The organism is Streptomyces sp. NPDC013317, from assembly GCF_055563155.1.
In genome coordinates, this window is the sequence record NZ_JBVHDX010000008.1 from 90617 (window position 1) to 113675 (window position 23059).

15 protein-coding genes, 1 tRNA gene and 1 pseudogene are annotated in these 23059 nt (G+C 73.7%); 5 read left to right on the plus strand and 12 right to left on the minus strand.

Annotated features, from left to right (window positions below; all coding sequences use genetic code 11):
* Positions 1–88: 88 nt before the first annotated feature.
* Positions 89–2179, plus strand: a complete 2091-nt coding sequence (locus tag ACZ3IJ_RS21425; RefSeq protein WP_467470432.1) for an FtsX-like permease family protein — start codon at positions 89–91, stop codon at positions 2177–2179.
* 315 nt (positions 2180–2494) lie between these two features.
* Here the strand turns inward: ACZ3IJ_RS21425 and ACZ3IJ_RS21430 are convergent, their stop codons facing one another.
* On the minus strand, positions 2495–3412 hold the full coding sequence (locus ACZ3IJ_RS21430) for an NADP-dependent oxidoreductase (protein ID WP_467470434.1): 918 nt from the start codon (positions 3410–3412) through the stop codon (positions 2495–2497).
* A gap of 150 nt (positions 3413–3562) precedes the next feature.
* Here ACZ3IJ_RS21430 and ACZ3IJ_RS21435 point away from each other — a divergent pair, with 150 nt between their 5' ends.
* The gene (locus ACZ3IJ_RS21435) at positions 3563–4807 is read left to right on the plus strand and encodes a LuxR C-terminal-related transcriptional regulator (RefSeq protein ID WP_467470437.1); all 1245 of its coding nucleotides are present in this window, start codon (positions 3563–3565) and stop codon (positions 4805–4807) included.
* 91 nt (positions 4808–4898) lie between these two features.
* A complete protein-coding gene (locus tag ACZ3IJ_RS21440; RefSeq protein ID WP_467470439.1) occupies positions 4899–6596 on the plus strand; it encodes a bifunctional 3'-5' exonuclease/DNA polymerase in 1698 nt (565 codons plus the stop codon).
* A 147-nt stretch (positions 6597–6743) separates the two neighbouring features.
* Here ACZ3IJ_RS21440 and ACZ3IJ_RS21445 read toward each other — a convergent pair whose 3' ends face one another.
* Positions 6744–8093, minus strand: coding sequence for a hypothetical protein (locus ACZ3IJ_RS21445; RefSeq protein WP_467470441.1), 1350 nt, complete (start codon positions 8091–8093; stop codon positions 6744–6746).
* Between the two features lie 63 nt (positions 8094–8156).
* Positions 8157–8666, minus strand: a complete 510-nt coding sequence (locus tag ACZ3IJ_RS21450) for a SigE family RNA polymerase sigma factor (protein ID WP_467470444.1) — start codon at positions 8664–8666, stop codon at positions 8157–8159.
* Between the two features lie 153 nt (positions 8667–8819).
* Here ACZ3IJ_RS21450 and ACZ3IJ_RS21455 point away from each other — a divergent pair, with 153 nt between their 5' ends.
* Both ACZ3IJ_RS21455 and ACZ3IJ_RS21460 read left to right on the plus strand, forming a co-directional pair.
* Complete coding sequence (locus tag ACZ3IJ_RS21455) at positions 8820–9206, plus strand: DUF6479 family protein (protein WP_467470813.1); 387 nt, start codon at positions 8820–8822, stop codon at positions 9204–9206.
* Between the two features lie 27 nt (positions 9207–9233).
* Positions 9234–10085: a sigma factor-like helix-turn-helix DNA-binding protein gene (locus ACZ3IJ_RS21460; RefSeq protein ID WP_467470446.1), complete on the plus strand. Its 852-nt coding sequence runs from the start codon at positions 9234–9236 to the stop codon at positions 10083–10085.
* A gap of 213 nt (positions 10086–10298) precedes the next feature.
* On the opposite strand, the pseudogene ACZ3IJ_RS21465 reads toward ACZ3IJ_RS21460, so the two are convergent.
* From ACZ3IJ_RS21465 to ACZ3IJ_RS21505, 9 genes and pseudogenes are all read right to left on the minus strand, one after another.
* Positions 10299–11399, minus strand: a pseudogene (locus ACZ3IJ_RS21465) (MFS transporter); the annotation flags it as partial.
* 69 nt (positions 11400–11468) lie between these two features.
* A complete protein-coding gene (locus ACZ3IJ_RS21470; protein WP_467470448.1) occupies positions 11469–12176 on the minus strand; it encodes a pyridoxamine 5'-phosphate oxidase family protein in 708 nt (235 codons plus the stop codon).
* An 83-nt stretch (positions 12177–12259) separates the two neighbouring features.
* Positions 12260–12625: a hypothetical protein gene (locus ACZ3IJ_RS21475; RefSeq protein ID WP_467470450.1), complete on the minus strand. Its 366-nt coding sequence runs from the start codon at positions 12623–12625 to the stop codon at positions 12260–12262.
* A gap of 289 nt (positions 12626–12914) precedes the next feature.
* Positions 12915–12991 (minus strand) — tRNA-Thr (locus tag ACZ3IJ_RS21480).
* A 97-nt stretch (positions 12992–13088) separates the two neighbouring features.
* Positions 13089–14642: an alpha/beta hydrolase gene (locus ACZ3IJ_RS21485; protein WP_467470452.1), complete on the minus strand. Its 1554-nt coding sequence runs from the start codon at positions 14640–14642 to the stop codon at positions 13089–13091.
* A 38-nt stretch (positions 14643–14680) separates the two neighbouring features.
* Positions 14681–15883 carry a DNA polymerase III subunit delta' gene (locus ACZ3IJ_RS21490; protein WP_467470454.1) on the minus strand — a complete coding sequence of 401 codons (1203 nt, stop codon included), beginning with the start codon at positions 15881–15883 and terminating at the stop codon, positions 14681–14683.
* 171 nt (positions 15884–16054) lie between these two features.
* A complete protein-coding gene (gene tmk / locus ACZ3IJ_RS21495) occupies positions 16055–19396 on the minus strand; it encodes a dTMP kinase (RefSeq protein WP_467470456.1) in 3342 nt (1113 codons plus the stop codon).
* Positions 19397–19519: 123 nt separating this feature from the next.
* Complete coding sequence (topA, locus tag ACZ3IJ_RS21500; protein ID WP_467470458.1) at positions 19520–22366, minus strand: type I DNA topoisomerase; 2847 nt, start codon at positions 22364–22366, stop codon at positions 19520–19522.
* Positions 22367–22604: 238 nt separating this feature from the next.
* Positions 22605–22802, minus strand: coding sequence for a hypothetical protein (locus ACZ3IJ_RS21505; protein ID WP_467470461.1), 198 nt, complete (start codon positions 22800–22802; stop codon positions 22605–22607).
* Positions 22803–23059 lie beyond the last annotated feature (257 nt).

Below are 23059 nucleotides of genomic sequence, written 5' to 3' on the forward strand. Positions count from 1 at the left end.
CCGTCGCAGCAACGAACCGCACACCCGCCCTGCCTGCCACGAACCGCACACCCGCCCTGCCGGCCGCGCCCCGGACGGAGCCCGTCGCATGCTGACCGTCGTCCTCTCCGGCCTCCGTGACCGCTGGGCCGCCTTCCTCGGCAGCTTCGTCGCCCTCGCCCTCGGCGTCGGGCTCCTCGCCACCATGGGCCTCGGTCTCGCCTCGACCTTCGACGCACCGGAGCGCGAACCGCGGCGGTTCGCGTCCGCGCCGGTGGTCGTACAGGGCCGGGACGCGGTCACCGTCGAGGTCCGGCGAGGACCGGCCACGGCCTCCGTCTCCCAGCGACTCGATCGTCCACAGCCTGTGGATATCGAACTCCTTACCGAGCTGAAGGCGCGCTGGACGGTCACCACCGCGGGCGGCCCCGACGCCGTCGGCGTCCACGGCCCCGTCGCCGAGGTCCGTACCCTCGTCGGCGACCGGGCCCAGGTGCTCACCGGGAAGGACCGGCTGCGCGCCGACCCCGAGCCCGAGCGTGACGCCGAGGCGCTCGTCGCCCTCAACTCCCTCCTCGGGACGGCCGGCGGCGTCACCACCTTCGTCTCGGTCTTCGTCGTCGCCTCCACCTTCGCCTTCGCCGTCGCGCTGCGGCGCCGCGAGTTCGGGCTGCTGCGGACGGCGGGCGCGACGCCCGGCCAGGTGCGGCGGATGCTCCTCGCGGAGGCCGCGGGCGTCGGGGTCCTCGCCGCGGCCGCCGGGTGCGCACTGGGCGCGTGGGGTGCGCCGTTGCTGGCGCGCGTGCTCGTGGACGGCGGTCTGGCCCCCGGTTGGTTCGGCATCGGCGACGCGACCTGGCCGCTGCACACCGCCTTCTGGACAGGGGTGACCGTCGCCCTCGCCGGGGCGGTGGCCGCCTCGCGGCGGGCCGGAAAGGTCGGCCCGACGGCGGCGCTGCGCGAGGCGGACGTCGACACGGACGTCCTGCCGCCCGGCCGCGCGCTGCTCGGCACGGGGCTGCTCCTGGCGGGCGCTGGGCTGCTCGTGTGGACCGCGGTCACGGAGCCGTCCGAACTGCTCAAGCGCAAGACCTACACGACCGTGCCGATGCTTCTGATCACCGGCGTCGCCCTGCTGGCCCCGGTGCTGGTCCGGCCGGTGGCGCGGGCGCTGCGGCTGCCGGGCGCGACGGGGATGCTCGTACGGGAGAACAGCGCGGCGGCCGTCCGCCGCACCGCCGCCGTCGCCGCCCCGGTCCTGGTGACGGTCGCGCTGGCGGGCTCGCTCCTCGGTTCGGCGGCCTCGGTCACGAGCGCGAGGGCCGCGGAGGCTCGGGAGCAGACCCGCGCGGAGCGGGTGGTGACGGGCGAGGACCTGCGGCCGGTGCCCGGTGCCTCGGCGACCGCGACGACGTCCGTCTTCGTACGGGACGGGGCCGAGGCGCTGGTCAAGTACGGGGCGCGGGCGGTCTCCGACCCCGCGGCCTTCGCGAGGCTGGCGCGGCTGCCGGTGGTGGCGGGGGACATGGCCGACCTCGACGACGGATCGATCGTCGTCAACGAGGAGTGGGAGCGTCGGACGGTCGGCGACCGGGTCGAGGTGTGGCGCGCGGACGGCAGCGGACCGGTGACGCTGCGGGTGGTGGCGGTCCTCGCGCTCGGTACGGGCGACAACGGCCCGTACGTGACGCGGGCGAACGCGCCGGGGGCCGCGGTGGACCGGATCGAGGCGGCGGCCGGCGTGACGCCGGAGGCCCTCGCGGCGGCGGGCGGCACGGTACGCACGGTGGAGGAGTGGGCCGCCGCCACGCACCCGTCGACCAGCCCGCAGACCCGGCTCGGGCTGCTCCTGGTCCTCGGCATCGCGCTCGTCTACACGGTGATCGCGCTCGCCAACACGCTGCTGATGGCGACCTCCGTACGGGGCGCGGAGCTGGCCTCGCTCCGGCTGGCGGGCGCCACACGGGCCCAGATCCTGCGGGTCGTGACCGGCGAGGCGGCGCTCGCCGTGGCGGTCGGGACAGCCCTCGGCCTCGCCGTGACCGCGGTCAACCTGGGCACGCTGGGGGCGGGGCTGGCGGCCCTGACCGCGCCGGTGGCCCTGACCGTGCCGTGGGGCGCCATGGGCGCGGCGGCCGGGGCGTGCGGCGTGGTCGCGGTCGCCTGCGCGGCGCTCCCCGCGTGGCGCCTGACGCGCTGAGCGGCGAAGGTGGGTGGACGGGGCGGTGTCCAGGGTCGGAGCCGGGCCACCGCCCCGCCCTCACCGGCGGCCCCGTGCGGCGGGCCACGAAGGCCTGCGACCCCGCCCGCCCGTCGGGGTGCTGCTCGCGGACACCGAGATCGCAGCCGTGCGCCTGCCATGGGCCGGCCGGGGCGACGACCGGGAACGTCCACCGGTCCGGACCCACCCTGGGACCGGACCCACCCTGGGACCGGACCCACCCTGGGACCCGCCCCGCCCTGGGACCGGGCGCACAGCCCCGGCGCGCCCTTCCGGTCACAGCACCCGTCGCGGCTAGGGCAGCAGCACCAGCTTGCCTCGCACGTGCCCCGACTCGCTCAGCTCCTGGGCCCTCGCCGCCTCCTTCAGCGGGAAGGTCTCGGCGATGTCGAGGCGCAGCCGCCCCACCGTCGCCAGGCCGGCGTGGGTGGCCAGCCAGGTGCGGGCGAGGGGAGGGTCGACCGTGACACCGCTGAAGACGATGCCGTGCTCCTCCGCGTCGACCGCCGCGATCGTCACGATCCGCTCCTTCGCGCCGCCCGTCAGCTCGATCGAGACCGGCAGCGTGTCGTGGCCAGCCGCGTCGAAGACGGCGTCGACGCCCTGGGGCGCGGCCGCCCGGACGCGGTCCGCCAGGCCCTCCCCGTACGTCACGGGGATCGCGCCGAGGCCGCGCAGGAAGTCGTGGTTGCGTGCCGAGGCGGTGCCGACGACCGTCACGCCTGCGGCCACCGCGAGCTGGACGGCCAGCGCGCCGACCGCGCCCGCGGCGCCGTGCAGGAGGAGCGTCTCGCCCTCCTTGAGGGCGAGCAGGTCCAGGACCCGCTGCGCCGTCTCCCCCGCGACCGGGATGCTCGCCGCCTGCTCCCAGCTCAGGCCCGCCGGCTTGGGGACGAAGACCTCGGCCAGGGCGTACTCGGCATACGCGCCGGTCATCGTCCAGCCGAACACCTCGTCACCGGCCTCGACCCCCGTCACACCCTCTCCGAGCGCGTCCACCGTGCCGGCGAACTCCAGGCCGGGCACGGCCGGGAAGGTGGTCGGGTAGAACGCCTCGACCCAGCCGTAACGCCGCTTGTAGTCCACGGGGTTGACGCCGACCGCCGCCACCTTCACCCGCACCTGACCGGCGCCGGGCTCGGGCACCGTCACCCCAGCCTCGTGGCGCAGGACCTCCGGGCCGCCGAACTCCTCGTACGTGATCGCTTCCATCTCGCCCTCCGTGGACCCTCGTTGAGCACTCGCCGCTCCGACGGATCAAGCGTGCGCCCGACGACCCCGCCACCCCGCCCTCCCGACGGCCAGTCCCACCTGGCCGAAAGGACAGCCAACCGCCCCGGCCCCCTCATTACGCTGAGCCCCATGGACGCGACCACGCTGACGACCGCGTACGAGATCATCCGGCAGCCCCTCGGGCAGATCCTGCCCCGCCTCTCGGCCGCCCTCGCGCCCCTGATCCCGCACCGGGGGGCCGCCGAACTCTCCACGCACTGCGCCCACTCGCCGTTCAAGACCGTCGGGGAGACGGAACTGCTCGTCGCGGCCGAACTCACCACGATGCTGGCCACCGGCATTGCCGGAAGCCCCTGGCAGGGGCGGGCCACGATCGGCGGCACCGAGCGCGAGGTCGTCGCCGTCACCAGCGACGCGACCGCGCGCCGTTCCGTCCTCGTCCTCGTACGCGACGAGGGCTCCGCGCCCGTCGACGAGGACGGGCTCGCCGTGGCGCAGGCCCTCTGGGACCTGGTCACCAGCCACTTCGACCGGTTCGCGGTCGAGGCGACGCCGGGGGCGCTGGCCCGGTCGCGCGCGGCGGCCGACACCCGGGCCCGGGTGATCTCGGAGCTGTCCACCGCCCACGCGGCCGCCGTCTCCGGGGTGCTCGGGGTGCTCCGCAGCCGGGCCCTGGACGACGCCACGGCCCGGGCGACGGCCATCGACCTCACGGCCTCCGCGCTGATCGAGATGCGTGCTGCGACGAAGCGGGACCGGGCGATCGCCGAGGAACCGGCCCAGCAGGCCTTCGCCCGGCTCGCCGACGATCTGCGCCCGATGCTCCGGCACACCCCGGTACGGCTCGAACTCGGCCCGCCGGAGTCCGACCGCTCGCTCGCGGCGGACGTGGCGCACAGCGCGCGGGCCATCGTGCGGGCGCTGCTCCTGGTGATCCTGGAGCAGGACTCGGTGCGGCGGGTCCACGTCGGCTGGCAGCTGACCGAGCACGAGCTGCGGGCGACGGTGCGGGACGACGGCTCGGGCACGCTCGAACGCTGCGACCTGGGGGCGGGCAGCATCACCGACCGTCTGGAGGTGCTGGGCGGCCGCCTGGACATGGAAGCGGTCCAGGGCTGGGGCACGACCCTCCTGGCCGTGATCCCGCTGGCCACCTCGGACGCCCCCGACGGTACGGCGAACCCGCTGGCCGACCTCGGCGGCCGTGAGCTGGAGGTCCTCACCCATCTGGCGCTCGGCCACCGCAACCGGCAGATCGCGCAGGAGCTGCACATCAGCGAGTCCACGGTGAAGTTCCACGTCGCCAACATCCTCACGAAGCTGGGGGTCGGTTCGCGAGGAGAGGCCGCCGCGCTCTTCCACAGGGCGGCGTGACGGCAGGGGTGGGGGCCGGGACGCAGGCGGCAGGGCCGCACGCGGCGCGTGATCGGGGTCGCTGTCAGTGGCGGGTGCCAGACTCGCATCCGTGAGCGAGAGGTGGGCGGTGGACGCCGAGGCGGACGGGGACGGGGCGCGGCTCGTCCCCCTCGGCCCCGACGCGCTGCCCGCGGGACCCGTCCTCCACGAACCGGATCTCGTCGAGGCCGTCCGCTCCCGGCCCGGTGTCGCCCGCTGGGTGTGGCGGTCCACCACCGTCGTCCACCCCCGGCTCCTCGCCGCCGGGGTGCGCGTCGAGCGCTGCTACGACATCGAGGTCGCCGAGGGCCTCCTCCTCGGCCATGAGGGACGGCTCGGGGAGCCCCGGTCCGCGGCCGCCGCCCTCGCGCGGCTGCGGAACGCTCCCGTACCGCCCGATCCGCCCCAGCGCGCCGCCGAACCCGGCTCGCAGGACTCCCTCTTCGAGGCCAGACCCAGCGCCACCGCCGTCCCCTTCGAGGACCTCCTCGCCGTCTACGCGGAGCAGCAGCGCCGCCACGAGCTGGCCGAGCACCCGGGCCGGATGCGGCTGCTCACCGCCGCCGAGTCCGCGGGCATGCTCGTGGCCGTCGAGATGAACCGGGCGGGGCTGCCCTGGCGCGCCGACGTGCACCGCGAGCTGCTGCACGAGCTGCTCGGCGAGCGGTACGCGGGCGGAGGGGAGCCCCGGCGCCTCGCCGAGCTCGCCGACGAGGTGTCCGCCGCGTTCGGCCGGCGCGTCCGTCCCGATCTGCCCGCCGACGTCGTCAGGGCCTTCGCCCAGGCCGGGATCCGGGTGCGGTCCACCCGCCGCTGGGAGCTGGAGGAGATCGACCACCCGGCGGTGGCCCCGCTCGTCGCCTACAAGAAGCTGTACCGGATCTGGACCGCCCACGGCTGGTCCTGGCTCCAGGACTGGGTCCGCGACGGCCGCTTCCGCCCCGAGTACCTCCCCGGGGGCACGGTCAGCGGCCGCTGGACGACCAACGGCGGCGGCGCCCTGCAGATCCCCAAGGTCATCCGGCGGGCCGTCGTGGCGGACGAGGGCTGGCGGCTCGTCGTGGCGGACGCCGACCAGATGGAGCCCCGGGTCCTGGCGGCCATCTCCCGCGATCCCGGGCTGATGGAGGTCGCCGGGCACCCCGACGACCTGTACACCCGGCTCTCGGACCGCGCGTTCTCCGGCGACCGCGACCACGCGAAGATCGCCCTGCTCGGCGCGATCTACGGGCAGACCAGCGGCGACGGTCTGAAGAACCTGGCCGCGCTGCGCCGCCGCTTCCCCCGCGCCGTGGCCTATGTGGACGACGCGGCGAAGGCCGGCGAGGAGGGCCGGCTCGTACGGACCTGGCTCGGCCGGACCAGCCCGCGCGCGGTCGGCGCCGGCGAGGCCGAGGAGGCGGGCATCCCCCAGGAGGCCGCGGACGAACCGGCCTCGGGGGAAGGGGAGTTCACGCCCGGATACGCCTCCGGCAACGCGCGGGCGCGCGGCCGGTTCACCCGTAACTTCGTCGTCCAGGGCAGCGCCGCCGACTGGGCGCTGCTGATGCTGGCCGCCCTGCGTCGCGCGCTCTCGGGGATGCGGGCCGAGCTGGTCTTCTTCCAGCACGACGAGGTGATCGTCCACTGCCCGGCGGAGGAGGCGGAGGCGGTCACGGCGGCGATCCGCGCGGCCGGGGACGAGGCGGGGCGGATCGCCTTCGGCGCGACGCCGGTACGTTTTCCGTTCACGACGGCCACGGTGGGCCGGTACGCGGACGCCAAGTGACGTGCGCCTGTGCTCGTACGTACGGGTGCGCACGAGGGAAACGGGTGCACGGGAAACGGGTGCACGGCCGGGCCCCCGCCGGGGCCCGGCCCACCCGTTCCGGAGGCCGCCTCGCGACGCGCGCATGACGCGCCGCGAGGCGTCACCTCAGGAGAACTTCAGCCACCGGTCGTCGAGGACGATCGCCTTGAGCTGGTCCGTCGTCAGCGCGGGCTCGGCGCGCGTGGCGGCCTGGTGCTGCGCGCCGGTGTTGAACGCGGAGGCGACCACCCGGAAGCCCGAGGGCAGCATCATGTCGGCCGTCCACGCGACGGCACCCGCTCCGCCCTTCTCGCCGGCCTCCTTCGTCACCTTCACCAGCCGCCCGTCGGGCAGCTTCGTGGCGCCGGCGTAGAGCTGGTCCGCGACATCGTCCATGCCGTTCTGCACGTTGACCTGGACCAGGCTCTTGCCCTTGCCGTCGTCCACGACCACGTACGCGAACTCGCCGTCGCCGCCCTGGGAGGTCACCTTCAGCCCCTCGGGGAGCAGCGCGCGCAGGGTCTTCCGTACGGCCCGGCCGTCCGCCTCCGGCGGCGCGGTGTCCCCGCCCGGCCCGGCGCCGCCGCCCTGCCTGGTGCCTCCGCCTGACTCGGCGCCCCCGCCCGGCTTGGTGCCCTGGCCCGGCACGGTGGGCTTCGTGGTCACGGCCAGCTGCTTGAACAGCGGCCGCCATCCCTCGGCGGTGACCAGGGTCTTCAGCTGGGCGGGACTGAAAGGCGGGTTCGCGCGGGTGACGGCGGAGCCCTTCTCCGTGGGGGCGTTGTACTCGCTCGCGTCGACGAGGAACCCGTCCCTGGTGAGCAGGACCGCCCGCCAGTTCTTGGTGTCCTCCCGCCTGTCCGGGTACTCGTACCCCTGAATGACCATCAGCCGGTCGCCGTTCGGCAGTCTCTCGCTGGTGCACCCGTCGTGCGGGACGAAGGTCTTGTCGGGGCACTCCACCTGATCCGCACCCCCCTCCCCGGTGTCGCCTGCCCGGTAGAGGCCCACGGAGACGGCCGACTCGCCCTTGCCGTCCTGGTAGACGCCCGAGACGTGTTCACCCTTGGAGCCCTCGTCGGCGATGGTCCAGGTCCCGGCGGGGGTGTTCGCCTTGAGGACGGCTGCCAGGTCCTTGACCTGGAGCGCGGGCGCGGGCCCCGGCCTCTTGGTGGCGGGCAGGGCGGTCCGGCTCGCCGTGGTCACCGAGGAGTCCCCGGCCCCCACGGCTCCCTGGGTCCGCGGTCCCGCGCCGAGCAGGTTTCCGCCGTAGATCCCGCCGACGCCCACCACGGCGAAGGCCAGCACTCCACCGGTCACCGCGGCCGCGCGGCGGCGCATCAGCCGGCGCCGGCCGCGAGCCAGACCACCGGCGACCAGCTCGCGGCCGTCCTCCGTGGCGAATCCGTCGCCCGTGCGGCGCAGGGCCTGGCCGAGCTCCTCCGCGAAACCGTCGTGTCCCTCGTTCAGAGGCATGCCGAATCACCGTCTCCGGTCCATGAGTGAAAGCAAGAAGTGGGAAGCGTGCGAGGTGCGGGGTCAGCGGGAGGCGAACTCGACGATGCTGCCGCCGAGCCGCTCCCGGAGCTTGGCGAGCGCCCTCGTCGAACGGGTACGGACCGCCGCGGAGCTCACATGGAGCACCTCGGCGGTCTCCTCGACGCTGCGGTCCTCCCAGTACCGCAGCACGACCACGGCCCGGTCCTTGGGCGCGAGAGCCGCGAGCGCGTCGAGCAGTGCCAGCCGGAGAGCCGGGTCGTCGCCGTTCTCGGGAGCCCGGTCCGGCAGCTCACCCAGGGGGCGCTCGGTCGCGGAGCGTCGGCGCCGGTGGCTGAGGAACGTGCGGACCAGGACGGTCTGCGCGTACCCCGCCGGATTGCCGATCCGCTGGACGCGCCCCCACAGGCTGTACATCCGGCCCAGGGTCTCCTGGACGAGGTCCTCGGCGAGATGGGTGTCGCCGCTGGTCAGCAGGCATGCCGACCGGAAGAGATGGCCGGTCCTGGCGGTGGCGAACTCCAGAAAGCCGTCCACGTGGGACTGTCTCATGCCCCTCCCCTCCGTCGCGGCGTCCTTACACCCCATTGACGCGACGGGCCCGGGGAAATGTTTCACACGAGGTTCGACGAGATTCGACGAGCTTCCACGAGTTCACCGCAAGCCGGATGTCCCAGATCGCCCAGAATTGGGTAAATGTGGAGTATGAACGGTTTTCTCGTGGGTTCCACAGGGGTCACGACGGCGGCCGGTGTCTGGCAGTCCGGGATGGCTCAGGTTCTCGGCGGCCTGGTCGTGGTCGCCGTACTGATCGGCGCCTTCTGGCTGGGGATGAGGGTCAGGGACAAGGAGTCCCCCACACCCAAGCCGGATGAGCAGCCGCACCGGCCGGAGGGCGGGCTTCCCGGCGAGACGTCCGAGTACCGCAAGCCCTCGGAGATGCCCCAGACCGATGGCGAGCACCGGCTCATGCCGTACGAGCTCAAGAGCGGCTCGGAGGAGTCCCCGGACCCCCCGAGCGAGGAGAAGCGCAAGTGGGGCGGGATCTCCAGCGGCGGCTTCGGCAGCGGCGGCACGGGGCACGGCGACTGAGCGGTGTCCGGTCAGGCGGTGAGTGCCGTGAGCCACGAGCGGGCGGTGGCGTACCGGCTGCTGGGCTCGCCCGACGAGGCGGACGACGCGGTGCGGGAGGCGCGGAGCGCGCCGGACGCGCGGCGGCCAGGTGACCCGGCCGCCGGGGCAGCCGCCACGCCCGGCAGCACCACGCCCGACACCGACGCCACCACGCCCGACACCGGCGGCACCACGCCCGACCTCACCGCGGCCGTCGCGCGCGTCTGCCTGGCGAGGCTGCGGTCGCGCGCGGCGCGGCAGGAGGCCCCCTGGGATCCGTGGTCGGCCACCGAGTCCGGCCGGACGACGGACCGGTCCGAGGAGGCGGCCCTGGAGACGCTGACGCCCGCGGAACGGGTGGCGTTCGTACTGCACGACATGTTCGCAGTGCCCGTGGACGAGATCGCCCCGGTCCTGGAGCGCACTCCCGCGGCCACCCGGCAGCTGGTGAGCCGGGCACGCACGCGCGTGCGGGGTACGGAGGAGATGCCGGAGCCGGACCTGGCACGCCAGCGGGAGGTGGTGGCCGCGGTGCTCACCGCCGCACGCGACGGCGACCCGCTCGCGCTGCGCGAGCTGCTCGATCCGGAGGTGCTGCTGCGGGCGGACACCGAAGCGGTACGGGCCGGCGCGGCGACCGCCCACGGCCCCATGGCCGTCGCGGCCCGCCTCGCCGAGCGGGCGGGGTCTGCCCGCATGGCCCTGGTGGACGGCGCGGCAGGCCTGGTGGCGGCCCCGGAAGGCGGTCCGGGCGCGGTGATCGCCTTCACGGTCATCGAGGGCCGCGTCACCGCGGCCGACATCCTGATGGACCCGAACCACGTCGAACGCCTGGCCGTGGAGACCCTCCCGGACTGAGGCGCCAGGCTCCTGGCGGGCCTCACCCCTCCCGTACGCGCGGAAGCGGCGCCGGATGGGCGCTCTCCGGCTCCCGCGCCTCTGCCGGAAGAGCCCGTCGGGTGCGGACGGGCGAGAGGAAGACCGGGAGGAAGGCGCACGCGAGCAGAGAGAGCCGCCCACCCACAGGGTGGCGTGGAGACCGACGAGTTCGCCCAGGAGGCCCGAGACGGCGGCGCCGATCGCGATGGCGCCGGTGAGCAGGAAACGGAAGGTCGCGTTCATGCGGCCGAGCAGCGCGTCGGGGGTCATCCTCTGACGCAGGCTCACGCCGAGGACGTTGTCCATCCCTGTCTTGAACATCGCGCACAGCCACCCCGCGCCCGCGACCCAGAGCCAGGGGCCGCGCCCGACGAGCGGGACGAGGAGGCCGGCGGGGGCGAGGACGAGCCCTGCGAGACCGAGCGTACGGCCGAATCCGAGGCGGGCCGCCACGGCGCGGGCGCAGCGCGCGCCGAGCAGCAGACCGACGCCGCCGGCCGCCCAGTAGAGGCCGAGAACGCCTGCGGAGAGACCGAGTTCGCGGACGAAGAGGACCGGCATCATCGTGTTGAGGATCTGCAAGCCGAGGTTGGTGAGCGAGGCGGACAGGGCGAGCGCGCGCAGCTCCCTGTTCCCGAGGACGTGCCGTACGCCCGTGGCGATCTGGGCCCGCAGCGGCTCCCGCGTCCGGTGGGGCGAAGACGAGGGCGCGGCCGTCTCCTTGAGCCACAGGAGCCGTACGGCGGAGGCCAGATGGCTGACCGCGGTGACCGCCACAGCGAGCGGCGCGGTGAGCAGCTGGACCAGGCCGCCGCCCGCCCCGCGTCCGGCCACGTTGGTGGCTGCCATCAGGCTGACCATGGCGGCGTTGGCGGGGACCAGTCCGTCGCGGCCGACGAAGCGGGGCAGGATGCTCTGGCCCGTGACGTCGTAGAAGACCGTGGCGCAGCCGCTGAGCAGCACGACGGCGTACAACTGTGCGAGGGTCAGGGCGTCGCACCACCAGGCGACGGGCACGGAAGCCAGAAGCAGCCCACGGACCGCGTCCGCCACGACGAGCATCCGGCGCTGCGGCAGCCGGTCCACCCACGCCCCGGCGGGCAGCCCGATGAGGAGGAAGGCGAGGGTGGAGAGGGTCGCGAGTGCCCCGACCTCGCCGGGGCCGGCGTCGAGCACCTCGACGGCGATCAGCGGAACGGCCACGTATCCGATGTTGGTGCCGAGTTGGCTGAGGACGGCCGCGGAGAAGAGCGTGCGGAAGTCGGGGACGCGCCAGGGTGAGTCGGGTCGCATGGACACGAACCTGCCGCACCCCGACGCATCAGCACAATCAAATTGTTCTACGGGAACGCTTAAGCGCTCCTACCCTTTGGCGGGCCCGACCGCCGGACGGCCCCCACGGGCGGCGATGTGCGCGGGCGGTTCGACACCGGCCGGCAGGACCGGGTCGGCGACCGGCGCGCCGAAGGCGGTGACGACGGGAAGGACCCCGGCCCAGAGCCCCAGTTCGGCGTCGGAACCGTCGCCGTCGTCCGGCGGGCCGGAAGCGATCTTGACCGATGCCTCGGTGAGGTCGAGGGCGAGCAGCGAGGTCGCCGCCAGCTCCTTGCGGCTGGGCTGCCGGGCGTACTCCCACTGCCCCGGCGCGCACTGCTCGGTGAGCGCCCGCAGCCCGAGCAGCTTCTCCGCGGGATCGGTCACCTCCCGCGGAACGCCGTAGACCATGGCGGACCGGTAGTTGACGCCGTGCTCGAACACGGAGCGGGCGAGCACGAGTCCGTCGACGTGCGTCACGGTGACACAGACGGCGGCACCGGGGGCCTGCACGAGACTCCGGCTCGCGACGGAACCATGAACGTAGAGCCGGTCACCCTCGGTGCCGTAGGCGGTGGGCACGACCATGGGCGTGCCGTCGACGACGACCCCGAGATGACAGAGAAACCCCGCGGCGAGCACGGCGTCCAGGTCCTCCCGCCGATGACTCCCCTTGTGCCGCATCCGTCGCAACCGCGTGCGCTCACTCGGCCCGAACTCGTCCGGCGCGGGTATGGGTTCGACGACGGTGCTCATGGGTGTCCTCTTCGTAGGGCGCGTACAGGCGGATGCCTCGAAGGTGTTCTACGTCCCCGAGCCCCCCACCGCCACCCTCGAAATCACCAGGTACCTGTCAGGTGGCCCGTCCTTCTGCCGCTGCCCCTGCGAACCAGGAGTGAACGGGCGCGAGCGTTGACGACGGGGGCCATCCGTTGACCGTCCGCCAGGAGCCACCAGTAGCGCTCCATCAACGGGTCGGCACTCGTTCGCATGCGAGCGAGGAGCCGGCGCCGCAGATCGCTCTCCTCGACGCTCTCGAAAGCGGGGGCGTAGAGCTCTCCCAGCGAGCCGGCCGGGGACGCGTCCTCGGCGGAGGCCGGAAGCAGCCCGGCGGCCACGCCCTCGGCGATCCGTTCACGCATCGCCCGGTCGATGGCCTGTTCAGGAGTGGGCTCGCCGGGGAGCTCCGGCAGAGCGGATCGCATTCGGCCGACGCACTCGGGGTCGGCGTGGAGGTCCGTGGAGGCGGTCGGAGCAGAACCGGATCGTCTTCACGCCAGCCCGGTTCGGCGGGACAACTCCCCGACGGAATAGAGCGTGTAGCTGTCCATGCGCCCCAGCCTCCCGTCTCGCCCTACGGGAGAGTCAACCGAGGCAGGCGCACCAGGTCCGGCCAAGACTCCAAGATCCCCGGACCGCTCCCGCCCGACGTCGGCGCCGCGGCCGATGAACCACAAAACCCCAGGTCGGATGAGATCCGACCTGGGGTTTTCGTGGAGCCGCCTTCGGGATTCGAACCCGAGACCTACGCATTACGAGTGCGTTGCTCTGGCCAACTGAGCTAAGGCGGCACGCCCTGCGTACCCATGGTGGGTGCAGCAGCGACGCCAAGTCTACACAGTTTCCCGGGGTGCTCCTGACCACCCTTCGCGTGGTCCACGACACCCCTCACGTGCAGCGCTTGCCGTCCTTCGGGACCGTGCCCTCTAGGAGGTAGGTGTTGATCGCCGAGTCGATGCAGTCGCTGCCGCGGCCGTAGGCCGTGTGGCCGTCGCCCTCGTACGTCAGGAGCGAGCCGGAGGCGAGCTGGGCCGCGAGGGACCGGGCCCACTTGTAGGGGGTCGCCGGGTCTCGGGTGGTGCCGACGACGACGATCGGGGCGGCTCCGTCGGCGGTGATGCGGTGCGGGCGGCCGGTCGGGGGGACGGGCCAGTAGGCGCAGTTCAGGGCGGCCCAGGCGAGGCCCTTGCCGAAGACGGGGGACGCCTTCTCGAAGGACGGGACCGCCTTCTCGACGTCCGCGGGGCCGGTGAAGGCCGCCGGGAGGTCGAGGCAGTTCACGGCCGCGTTGGCGTACATCAGGTTCGCGTACGTGCCGTCCGGCTCGCGCTCGTAGTAGCTGTCGGCCAGGGCGAGCAGGCTCGCGCCCTCGCCGCCCATCGCGCTCGTCAGCGCCTCGCGCAGCTGCGGCCAGGCCCCCTCGTCGTACATGGCCGCGATCACCCCGGTCGTCGCCAGGGATTCGCCGAGCCGGCGGCTCTCGCCGGTCGGCACGGGGTTGGCGTCCAGGGCGCGGAAGAAGCCCTTCAGCGCGTCCGAGGCAGATTCGACGGAGCCCGTGCCGAGCGGGCAGTCCGGCTTCTCGACGCAGTCGGCCGCGAAGGCCCGGAAGGCGGTCTCGAAGCCGGCGGTCTGGTCGCGGTTGAGGTCGATCGCGGGCAGCGAGGGGTCCATCGCTCCGTCGAGGACCAGGCGGCCCACCCGGCCGGGGAACAGTTCGGCGTAGGTGGCACCGAGGAAGGTGCCGTACGAGGCGCCGACGTAGCTCAGCTTCGCGTCGCCGAGAACGGCCCGCAGGATGTCCATGTCCCGCGCCGTCTCGACCGTGGAGACATGGGGCAGGACCGTGCCGGAGAGCTTCTCGCAGCCCGTCGCGAAGCCCCGGAACGAGGTGGTCAGCGCCGTGGTCTCGGCCGCCTCGTCCGGCGTCTGGTCGATCTGGGTGTACGTGTCCATCTGGGGTCCCGTCAGACACTCGACGGGCTCGCTGCGGGCCACTCCGCGGGGGTCGACGGCGACCATGTCGTACCTCGCCCGGACCGGGGCGGGGTAGCCGATGCCGGCGTACCCCTGGAGGTAGCCGACGGCGGAGCCGCCGGGTCCGCCGGGGTTGACCAGGAGGGAGCCGAGCCGCTTGCCCGGGCCGGTCGCCGCGACACGCGAGACGGCCAGCTTCACCTCACCGGCCGTCGGCTTCGCGTAGTCGAGCGGGGCGCGGAGCGTCGCGCACTGGAACTTCGGCACACCGCAGTCGCGCCAGGCGAGCTTCTGCCCGTAGAAGCTCGCCAGGGCCGGGTCCGGCGTGGTGGGCGCGGCGGGCGGCGCGGCCGCCGACGGGCCCGAAGGCGCGGCGGCGTCGCTGCCGCCCGCGCAGCCGGAGAGGATCAGCCCGGCGGCCGCGAGGGCCGTGGCGGACGTACGGAGCAAACGCCTGGAATCCATGTCCGGAGGGTATCCGCACGAGTACGGACCGTGTCCAATCAGTCGCGCAGGGCCATGGTCATCGCCTCCACCGCCAGCAGCGGGGCCACGTTCCGGTCCAGCGCCTCGCGGCAGGCGAGTACCGCCTCGATCCGGCGCAGGGTCCGCTCGGGAGCGGTGTCCTGGGCGATCCGCTCCACCGCGTCCCGTACGTCCTCGTTGGCGATCGGGATCCGCGTGCGCAGTTGCAGGGTGAGCACGTCGCGGTAGAAGCCGGTCAGGTCGGTGAGCGCCAGGTCCAGGCTGTCGCGCTGCGTACGGGTCTTGCGCCGCTTCTGCCGCTCCTCCAGCTCCTTCATCGCACCGGCGGTGCCGCGGGGCATCCGCGAGCCCTGGCCGCCGCCGAGCGCGGCCTTCAGCTCCTCGGTCTCCTTGACGTCGATCTCCTCGGCGACCTGCTTGGCGTCCTCGCCCGCCGCGTCCACCAGCTCCTGGGCCGCCTTGAGGCAGCCTCCGATGTCCCCGACGCGCTGCGGCAGCTTGAGGACGACGGCCCGGCGGGCCCGGGCGCGCTCGTCGGTGGCCAGTCGGCGGGCGCGGTCGATGTGGCCCTGGGTGGCGCGGGCGGCGGCCGCCGCGATCCGGGGGTCGATGCCGTCGCGGCGTACGAGCACGTCGGCGACCGCGTCGACGGCGGGCGTACGCAGGGTCAGGTGGCGGCAGCGGGAGCGGATGGTCGGCAGCACGTCCTCCAGGGAGGGCGCGCAGAGCAGCCAGACCGTGCGCGGCGCGGGCTCCTCGACGGCCTTCAGAAGCACATTGCCCGCGCCCTCGGTGAGCCGGTCGGCGTCCTCCAGGACGATCACCTGCCAGCGGCCGTTGGCCGGCGAGAGCTGGGCGCGCCGGACGAGGTCGCGGGTCTCCTTCACACCGATGGAGAGCAGGTCCGTGCGGACGACCTCCACGTCGGCGTGCGTCCCGACGAGCGCGGTGTGGCAGCCGTCGCAGAACCCGCACCCCGGCGCCCCGCCCAGCGCCCGGTCCGGGCTCACGCACTGCAGCGCGGCGGCGAAGGCCCGCGCCGCCGTGGCCCGCCCCGAGCCCGGAGGGCCGGTGAAGAGCCAGGCGTGGGTCATCTTGGACGCCTCGGGCTCGGGCTCCCGGGCGGCGTGGGCGGTCACGAGGGCGTCGGCGTCCCGCGCAGCGGCGGCCAGCTGCTCCTCGACCCGCGCCTGCCCGACCAGGTCGTCCCATACGGCCATGTGCCCTCCTCAGGTACGCCCTCCATTGTGGGGCACCCCTCTGACACCACCGGCCGGGCTGAGCGAGAAGAGCGGAGGGCGGGGCGCACCGCGCCCCGCCCCTCAGATCCCCGTCTCAGATCCCCGTCTCAGATCCCCGTCCCAGATCCCCGTCCCAGATCCCGCCCCGCGTCAGCGGCGTCGGCGGCGGCCGTCGTCCTCGTCGTCGTGCGGGCCGAGCAGCTCGTCCGCCAGGGTCGGGAGGTCGTCGAGCGGGGTCTCCTCCGCCCAGTCGGAGCGGCGGCGCGGACGGCCCTGGTCGTCGACCTGGGGCAGCTCGCGCGTCTGCTCGTTGGATCCGGCGGCCTGCTCGTCACGGAAGATGCCCGGCGGGACCCGGTCGACCGGGTCCGTGGACCGTACGGGACGCAGCACGGCCGTCTCGTCGGCGGCCCGCACCGGCGGCAGGACCGCCGTCTCGTCCGCCTCGCGCACCTGCGGCAGGACGGAGGTCTCCGCCTCGGGCCGGACGGTCTCCGCCTCAGGCCGGGCCTTCTTGGCATCCGGCCGGGCCGTCTTCGCCTCCGGCCGGGCCGTCTTCGCCCCCTCCGGGCGAACGGCCTCCGGGTCCACGATCGGGGTCGGGACGGTGATCTCGTTCGGCGAGACGCGGGGCACCGCCTGCGTCACGTCGTTCGGCTGCACCACGGGGGTCTCGACGGTCACCTCGTTGGCCGACGCCTCCGCCGCGCGGGCGGCCTCGGCGGCCTTGGCGGCAGCGGCCTCGGCGGCCTTCCGTGCCTCGGCGGCCTCGGCGGCGCTCTTCGCCTCCGCCGCCCGCTGTGCCTCGGCGGCCTTCCGCGCCTCCTCGGCACGGGCCGCCTCCGCGGCCTTCCTCGTCTCCTCGGCACGCGCGGCCTCGGCAGCCGCCTTCTCGGCGGCCTCCGCCGCCGCCTTGCGCGCGGCCTCCTCCGCGGCCTTGGCCGCCGCGGCCTCCGCCAGGCGCCGGGCCTCCTCCGCACGCAGCAGGGCCTCCTCGGCCTTGCGCTGCTTCTCGAGGCGGCGCTCCTCCGCCTCCGCACGCAGCCGGGCCTCTTCCTCGGCCTGCTTGCGGCGGCGTTCCTCCTCCTCGCGGCGGGTCTTCTCCTCGGCCTCGCGCCGCTTGCGCTCCTCCTCGGCGGCCAGCCGGGCCTCCTCGGCGCGCCGGCGCGCCTCCTCGGCCTGGCGCTCCGCCTCGCGGCGACGCGCCTCTTCCTCCTCCTGGCGCTTGCGCTCCTCCTCCTCGGCACGGAGCCGGGCGAGCTGCTCCTGGCGCTCGCGCTCCAGCCGCTCCTCCTCCGCCTTGCGCGCGGCCTCTTCCTCGGCGCGGCGCCTGGCCTCCTCCTCGGCCTTCCGGCGCGCCTCCTCCTGGGCCTTCACCTCGGCCTCGGAGAGCGGCAGCATCCGGTCGAGCCGGTGCCGTACGACCGTGGTGACGGCCTCCGGCTCCTGGCCGGCGTCGACGACGAGGTAGCGGCCGGGGTCACCGGCGGCCAGGGCGAGGAATCCGGCCCGCACGCGCGCGTGGAACTCGGGCGGCTCGGACTCCAGACGGTCCGGCGCCTCGGTGAACCGTTCCCGCGCGGTCTCCGGCGAGACGTCGAGGAGCACGGTCAGATGCGGGACCAGTCCGCCGGTCGCCCAGCGGTTGATCCGGGCGATCTCGGTCGGCGACAGATCACGCCCCGCGCCCTGGTAGGCCACGGACGAGTCGATGTACCGGTCGGAGATCACCACCGCGCCCCGCTCCAGGGCGGGCTTGACCAGCGAGTCGACGTGCTCGGCGCGGTCGGCGGCGTACAGCAGCGCCTCGGCGCGGTTCGAGAGCCCGGCGCTGGAGACGTCGAGCAGGATCGAGCGGAGCCGCTTGCCGATCGGGGTGGCGCCCGGCTCGCGTGTGACGACGACCTCGTGGCCCTTGGCGCGGATCCATTCCGCGAGCGCCTCGGCCTGGGTGGACTTGCCGGCGCCGTCGCCGCCCTCCAGGGCGATGAAGAAGCCCGTCGTGGCGGGCGCCTGGACGGGGTCGGCGCCGCGCAGCGCGTCGCGCAGGTCGCGGCGCAGCGGTACACCGGACCGGTCGTCGGTCTTGGCAAGGACGACGGCCGCGACGGGCAGCAGCAGCGCGCCGACCAGCATCAGGGTGAACGCGGCGCCGCCGTGGGCGAAGACGAAGCTGCCGGAGGCGAGCCGGTGCGGCCCGATGGCGGCGGCGAGCAGGGGCGCGCCGAGGGCGCCGACGGCCATGGCGACCAGGGCGACGGCCTGCAGGTGCTCGGTGACGCGGGGGCGCCGGGCCTCCTCGGTCTCCTGGTCGACGAGGGTGTGGCCGGTGTTGGCGGCGACACCGGCCGCGTAGCCGGCGAGGACGGCGAGGAGGAGCACCGTGGCCGTGTCCGGCACGAGGCCCATCGCGAGCAGCGCGACGCCGGTGAGGGCGATCGCGAGGGCGAGGAGCCGGCGGCGGGAGAGGACGGTGAGCACGGAGCCGGCCGTCCGGATGCCGACGGCCGTGGCGCCGCTCAGCGCCAGGACGAGCAGGGCGAAGGTGACCGGGCCGCCGCCGAGGTCGTACGCGTGCAGGACGGAGACCGCCGCCGCGGCGGCGACGGCTCCGGCGACCATGGCGCAGGCGAGGACGAGCAGTCCGACCGCGCCCGTGCGGCCCTTCTCGGCCGTGGGACGGCGCAGGCCCTCCAGCGGCGAGCGGGGCCTCGGCGTCTGTCCGCCGGGCAGCTCGATGAAGTAGAGGACGGAGACGGAGGCGGCGAAGAGGCCGGCGGCGACGTACGAGCCGAGGGCGGCCTGATGCAGCGTGAACCACTCGATGCCCGTGCCCAGCAGATTGCTGAGCAGTGTGGCGACGAGGAGCACGGCGGCCGCTGCCGGTACGGCCAGGAAGCCGGTACGCAGCGAGAGTCGGCGCAGCGCGTCGAGGTGGTCCGGCAGCGGACGTACGGCGGCGCCCTCCAGCGGCGGCGCGGGCAGCAGTGCGGGGGCCGCGCCCTCGCGGGCCACGGTCCACAGCCGCTCGGCGGCGCCGGTGACGAAGACGGTGCCGAGCAGGAAGCCGAGCGCCTTGTCCGGGACCCAGTCGATCCACAGGGGGGCGATCACGAGCAGCGCGATCCGCAGACCGTCGGCGCCGATCATCGTCCAGCGGCGGTCGAGCACGCCCGAGGGCCCGGTGAGCGTGGTGAGCGGTCCGAGCAGGACGGCCCCGAAGAGCACCGAGGCCAGCAGCCGGGCGCCGATCACCGCCGCGACGGCGAGCGCCGCGCCGCGGTACCCGCCACCGAAGGCGCCTTCGGAGACGGCGGCCTGGAGCCCGAGGAGCACCAGGACGAGCACGGCGAGCGCGTCACCGGTCCCACCGACGAACTGAGCGCTCCACAGTCTCCGGAGGGGCTGGTGGCGCAAAAGCGCCCGTACGGCGCGCTCCCGGGAGTCTGCGACAAGCGCGACGTCGGAGTCTGGCTGCTCTGCTCGCGTCATCCGTCCACCCTATCCGGACCCTCTGACTCCCCGTGGCCTGCATCCGAACAAACGTCGGGGGCCCGGGAAACGTGTAAGGGACGGGTGTCCAGGACCCCGCCCCTTACACCTGCGAACGTGTGGCTACTCCGGCTTGGACGCGGCCGACTTGGACGCCGCCGTCTTCGCGGCGGTGGTCTTCTTCGCCGCCGCGGACTTCGCCGTCGTCGTCTTCTTCGCGGCCGTCTTCTTGGCCGCCGTCTTCTTGGCCGGCGTGGCCTTCTTGGCTGCCGTCTTCTTCGCGGGCGCCTTCTTGGCCGCCTTCTTCGCCGGACCCTTGGCACGCTTCTCGGCGAGCAGTTCGAAGCCGCGCTCGGGCGTGATCTCCTCGACGCTGTCGCCGGTCCGCAGGGTTGCGTTGGTCTCGCCGTCGGTCACGTACGGGCCGAAGCGGCCGTCCTTGACGACGACGGGCTTCTCGCTGACCGGGTCGACGCCCAGCTCCTTCAGCGGCGGCTTGGCGGCCGCCCGGCCACGCTGCTTGGGCTGCGCGTAGATCGCGAGCGCCTCCTCCAGCGTGATCGTGAAGAGCTGCTCCTCCTCCGTCAGCGACCGCGAGTCGGTGCCCTTCTTCAGGTACGGGCCGTAGCGGCCGTTCTGCGCCGTGATCTCCACGCCTTCGGCGTCCGCGCCCACCACGCGCGGCAGGGACATCAGCTTGAGGGCGTCCTCCAGCGTGACGGTGTCCAGCGCCATGGACTTGAAGAGGGAGGCGGTCCGCGGCTTCACCGCGTTCTTGCCGGTCTTCGGGGTGTCCTCGGGAAGGATCTCGGTGACGTAAGGGCCGTACCGGCCGTCCTTCGCGACGATCTGGTTGCCGCTGACCGGGTCGACGCCCAGCTCGAAGTCGCCGCTCGGCTTGGCGAGCAGCTCCTCGGCGTACGCGATCGTCAGCTCGTCGGGCGCGAGGTCCTCGGGCACGTCCGCCCGCTGGTGCCCCTCGGCGTCCTTCTCACCGCGCTCGACGTACGGGCCGTACCGGCCGACGCGCAGCATGATGCCCTCGCCGACCGGGAAGGAGGAGATCTCCCGGGCGTCGATCGCGCCGAGGTCGGTCACCAGCTCCTTCAGCCCGCCCAGGTGGTCGCCGTCGCCGTTGCCCGCGTCGGCGGCGCCGCCCTCCGCGGAGTCGCCGCCCTCGCCGAAGTAGAAACGCTTCAGCCACGGCACGGCCTGGGCCTCGCCCCGCGCGATGCGGTCGAGGTCGTCCTCCATCTTGGCGGTGAAGGAGTAGTCGACGAGCCGGCCGAAGTGCTTCTCCAGCAGGTTGACGACGGCGAAGCTCAGGAACGACGGCACGAGCGCCGTCCCCTTCTTGAAGACGTAGCCGCGGTCCAGGATCGTGCCGATGATCGACGCGTACGTCGACGGGCGGCCGATCTCGCGCTCCTCCAGCTCCTTGACCAGCGAGGCCTCGGTGTAGCGGGCCGGGGGCTTGGTCGCGTGGCCGTCCGCGGTGATCTCCTCGGCGGAGAGCGCGTCGCCCTCGGCGACCTGCGGCAGCCGGCGCTCACGGTCGTCCAGCTCGGCGTTGGGGTCGTCGGCGCCCTCGACGTACGCCTTCATGAAGCCGTGGAAGGTGATCGTCTTGCCGGAGGCGCTGAACTCGGCGTCCCGGCCGTCCGCGGAGCGGCCGCCGATCTTCACGGTGACCGAGTTTCCGGTCGCGTCCTTCATCTGGGAGGCGACGGTCCGCTTCCAGATCAGCTCGTACAGCCGGAACTGGTCGCCGGTGAGACCGGTCTCCGCCGGGGTGCGGAAACGATCACCCGAAGGGCGAATCGCCTCGTGCGCCTCCTGCGCGTTCTTGACCTTGCCCGCGTAGACGCGCGGCTTCTCCGGCAGGTAGTCGGCGCCGTACAGCTGCGTGACCTGCGCCCGGGCCGCCGAGACGGCGGTGTCGGACAGGATCGTCGAGTCCGTACGCATGTACGTGATGAAGCCGTTCTCGTACAGCTTCTGGGCGACCTGCATGGTCGCCTTCGCGCCGAAGCCCAGCTTCCGGCTCGCCTCCTGCTGGAGGGTGGTCGTACGGAACGGGGCGTACGGGGAGCGGCGGTACGGCTTCGACTCGACCGACCGGACGCTGAACGAGGTGTCGGCGAGCGAGGCGGCGAGCGCCCGCGCCTTCTCCTCGTCGAGGTGGAGGATGTTCGCGGTCTTCAGCTGGCCGTCGGGGCCGAAGTCACGGCCCTGCGCGACGCGCTTGCCGTCGACCGTGTTCAGCCGGGCGACCAGCGACGACGGATCGGAGGGGTCGCCGGCGCGACCGGTGGAGAAGGTGCCGGTGAGGTCCCAGTACTCGGCGGAGCGGAAGGCGATGCGCTCGCGCTCGCGCTCGACGACGAGACGGGTGGCGACGGACTGGACGCGGCCCGCGGACAGGCCGCGCATGACCTTCTTCCACAGGACCGGCGAGACCTCGTAGCCGTAGAGGCGGTCGAGGATGCGACGGGTCTCCTGGGCGTCCACCATGCGCTTGTTCAGCTCGCGCGGGTTGCGCACGGCCTCCTGGATCGCGTCCTTGGTGATCTCGTGGAAGACCATCCGGTGGACCGGGACCTTGGGCTTCAGGACTTCCAGAAGGTGCCACGCGATGGCTTCGCCCTCGCGGTCCTCATCGGTGGCGAGGAAGAGTTCGTCGACCCCGGCCAGCTGCTCCTTGAGCTTCCTGACCTGCGCCTTCTTGTCGGCGTTGACGACGTAGATGGGCTGGAAGTCGTGCTCGACGTCGACACCGAGGCGGCGCACCTCGCCGGTGTACTTCTCCGGCACCTCGGCGGCGCCGCTGGGGAGGTCTCGGATGTGCCCGACGCTCGCCTCGACGACGTAGCCGGGGCCGAGGTAGCCCTTGATCGTCTTCGCCTTGGCAGGCGACTCGACGATGACGAGTCGGCGGCCGCCCTGTGCGGTCTCGCTGGTCGGGGACAACTTCGCTCTTCTCTCCGGTCGACGCTCGGTGGCACGTACGGCGCTGGCACTCCGCATGGCACGCACGGCGGCGGCACGCACGGTGACGCTGCCGCCGCTGCGGAGTGTGACGGTACAACCCGCCCCCGTGTCAAACGGCAAAAGCCCGCAACGGCCACTCGAACGGTAACCCGACTCCTGGCATTCCTGCCGCCCGGACTCCCGGTCCGGTGGCGCGGGCTCAAGCGGAACCTCGTCGTCACACGCGCCCGAAGCACCACACCCCGAGCAGCAGGAAGACCAGTCCGAAGATCGTCGTCAGGGTGGCGGCGGTCCTGGTCCCGACCCCCTGCGCGACCGGTTCGCCGTGCGCCACGCGCATCCCCGTCCACAGCAGCAGCGCGGCTCCGAACAGCGCGAACGCCGTTCCGGCGAAGATCGCAGGCCCGCTCTCCATGCCCGTACCCCGTTCTCTTCCAGGGGCCCCCGTGGTCCCTGGAAGCCGAGGCTGGCACCTCCCGGCGTCGCGGGTACGAATTCCCGGTGAACGACGCGGACGGTCCCGCACGGGTTCACGAATATGGCCGGTAGTGCCCTCCCTGTGACACGGCGCGTTCGCCAGGTCACGAGGAGGGATGTCGGTCACATCGGGGCGTCGGCCACACGGGGCGCCGGGGCGCCGGGCGCCGGGCGCCGGGGCGTCGGGGCGTCGGG

Excerpts from the sequence above, each read along its gene's own strand:
- ACZ3IJ_RS21470 (WP_467470448.1), bottom strand. The coding sequence starts at position 12,176 with ATGAGCACCGTCGTCGAACCCATACCCGCGCCGGACGAGTTCGGGCCG.
- ACZ3IJ_RS21490 (WP_467470454.1), bottom strand. The coding sequence starts at position 15,883 with ATGGCCGTATGGGACGACCTGGTCGGGCAGGCGCGGGTCGAGGAGCAG.
- ACZ3IJ_RS21445 (WP_467470441.1), bottom strand. The coding sequence starts at position 8,093 with ATGCCTCTGAACGAGGGACACGACGGTTTCGCGGAGGAGCTCGGCCAG.
- ACZ3IJ_RS21485 (WP_467470452.1), bottom strand. The coding sequence starts at position 14,642 with ATGGATTCCAGGCGTTTGCTCCGTACGTCCGCCACGGCCCTCGCGGCC.
- ACZ3IJ_RS21425 (WP_467470432.1), top strand. The coding sequence starts at position 89 with ATGCTGACCGTCGTCCTCTCCGGCCTCCGTGACCGCTGGGCCGCCTTC.
- ACZ3IJ_RS21505 (WP_467470461.1), bottom strand. The coding sequence starts at position 22,802 with ATGGAGAGCGGGCCTGCGATCTTCGCCGGAACGGCGTTCGCGCTGTTC.
- ACZ3IJ_RS21455 (WP_467470813.1), top strand. The coding sequence starts at position 8,820 with ATGAACGGTTTTCTCGTGGGTTCCACAGGGGTCACGACGGCGGCCGGT.
- ACZ3IJ_RS21430 (WP_467470434.1), bottom strand. The coding sequence starts at position 3,412 with ATGGAAGCGATCACGTACGAGGAGTTCGGCGGCCCGGAGGTCCTGCGC.
- ACZ3IJ_RS21450 (WP_467470444.1), bottom strand. The coding sequence starts at position 8,666 with ATGAGACAGTCCCACGTGGACGGCTTTCTGGAGTTCGCCACCGCCAGG.
- ACZ3IJ_RS21435 (WP_467470437.1), top strand. The coding sequence starts at position 3,563 with ATGGACGCGACCACGCTGACGACCGCGTACGAGATCATCCGGCAGCCC.
- tmk (WP_467470456.1), bottom strand. The coding sequence starts at position 19,396 with ATGACGCGAGCAGAGCAGCCAGACTCCGACGTCGCGCTTGTCGCAGAC.
- ACZ3IJ_RS21475 (WP_467470450.1), bottom strand. The coding sequence starts at position 12,625 with ATGCGATCCGCTCTGCCGGAGCTCCCCGGCGAGCCCACTCCTGAACAG.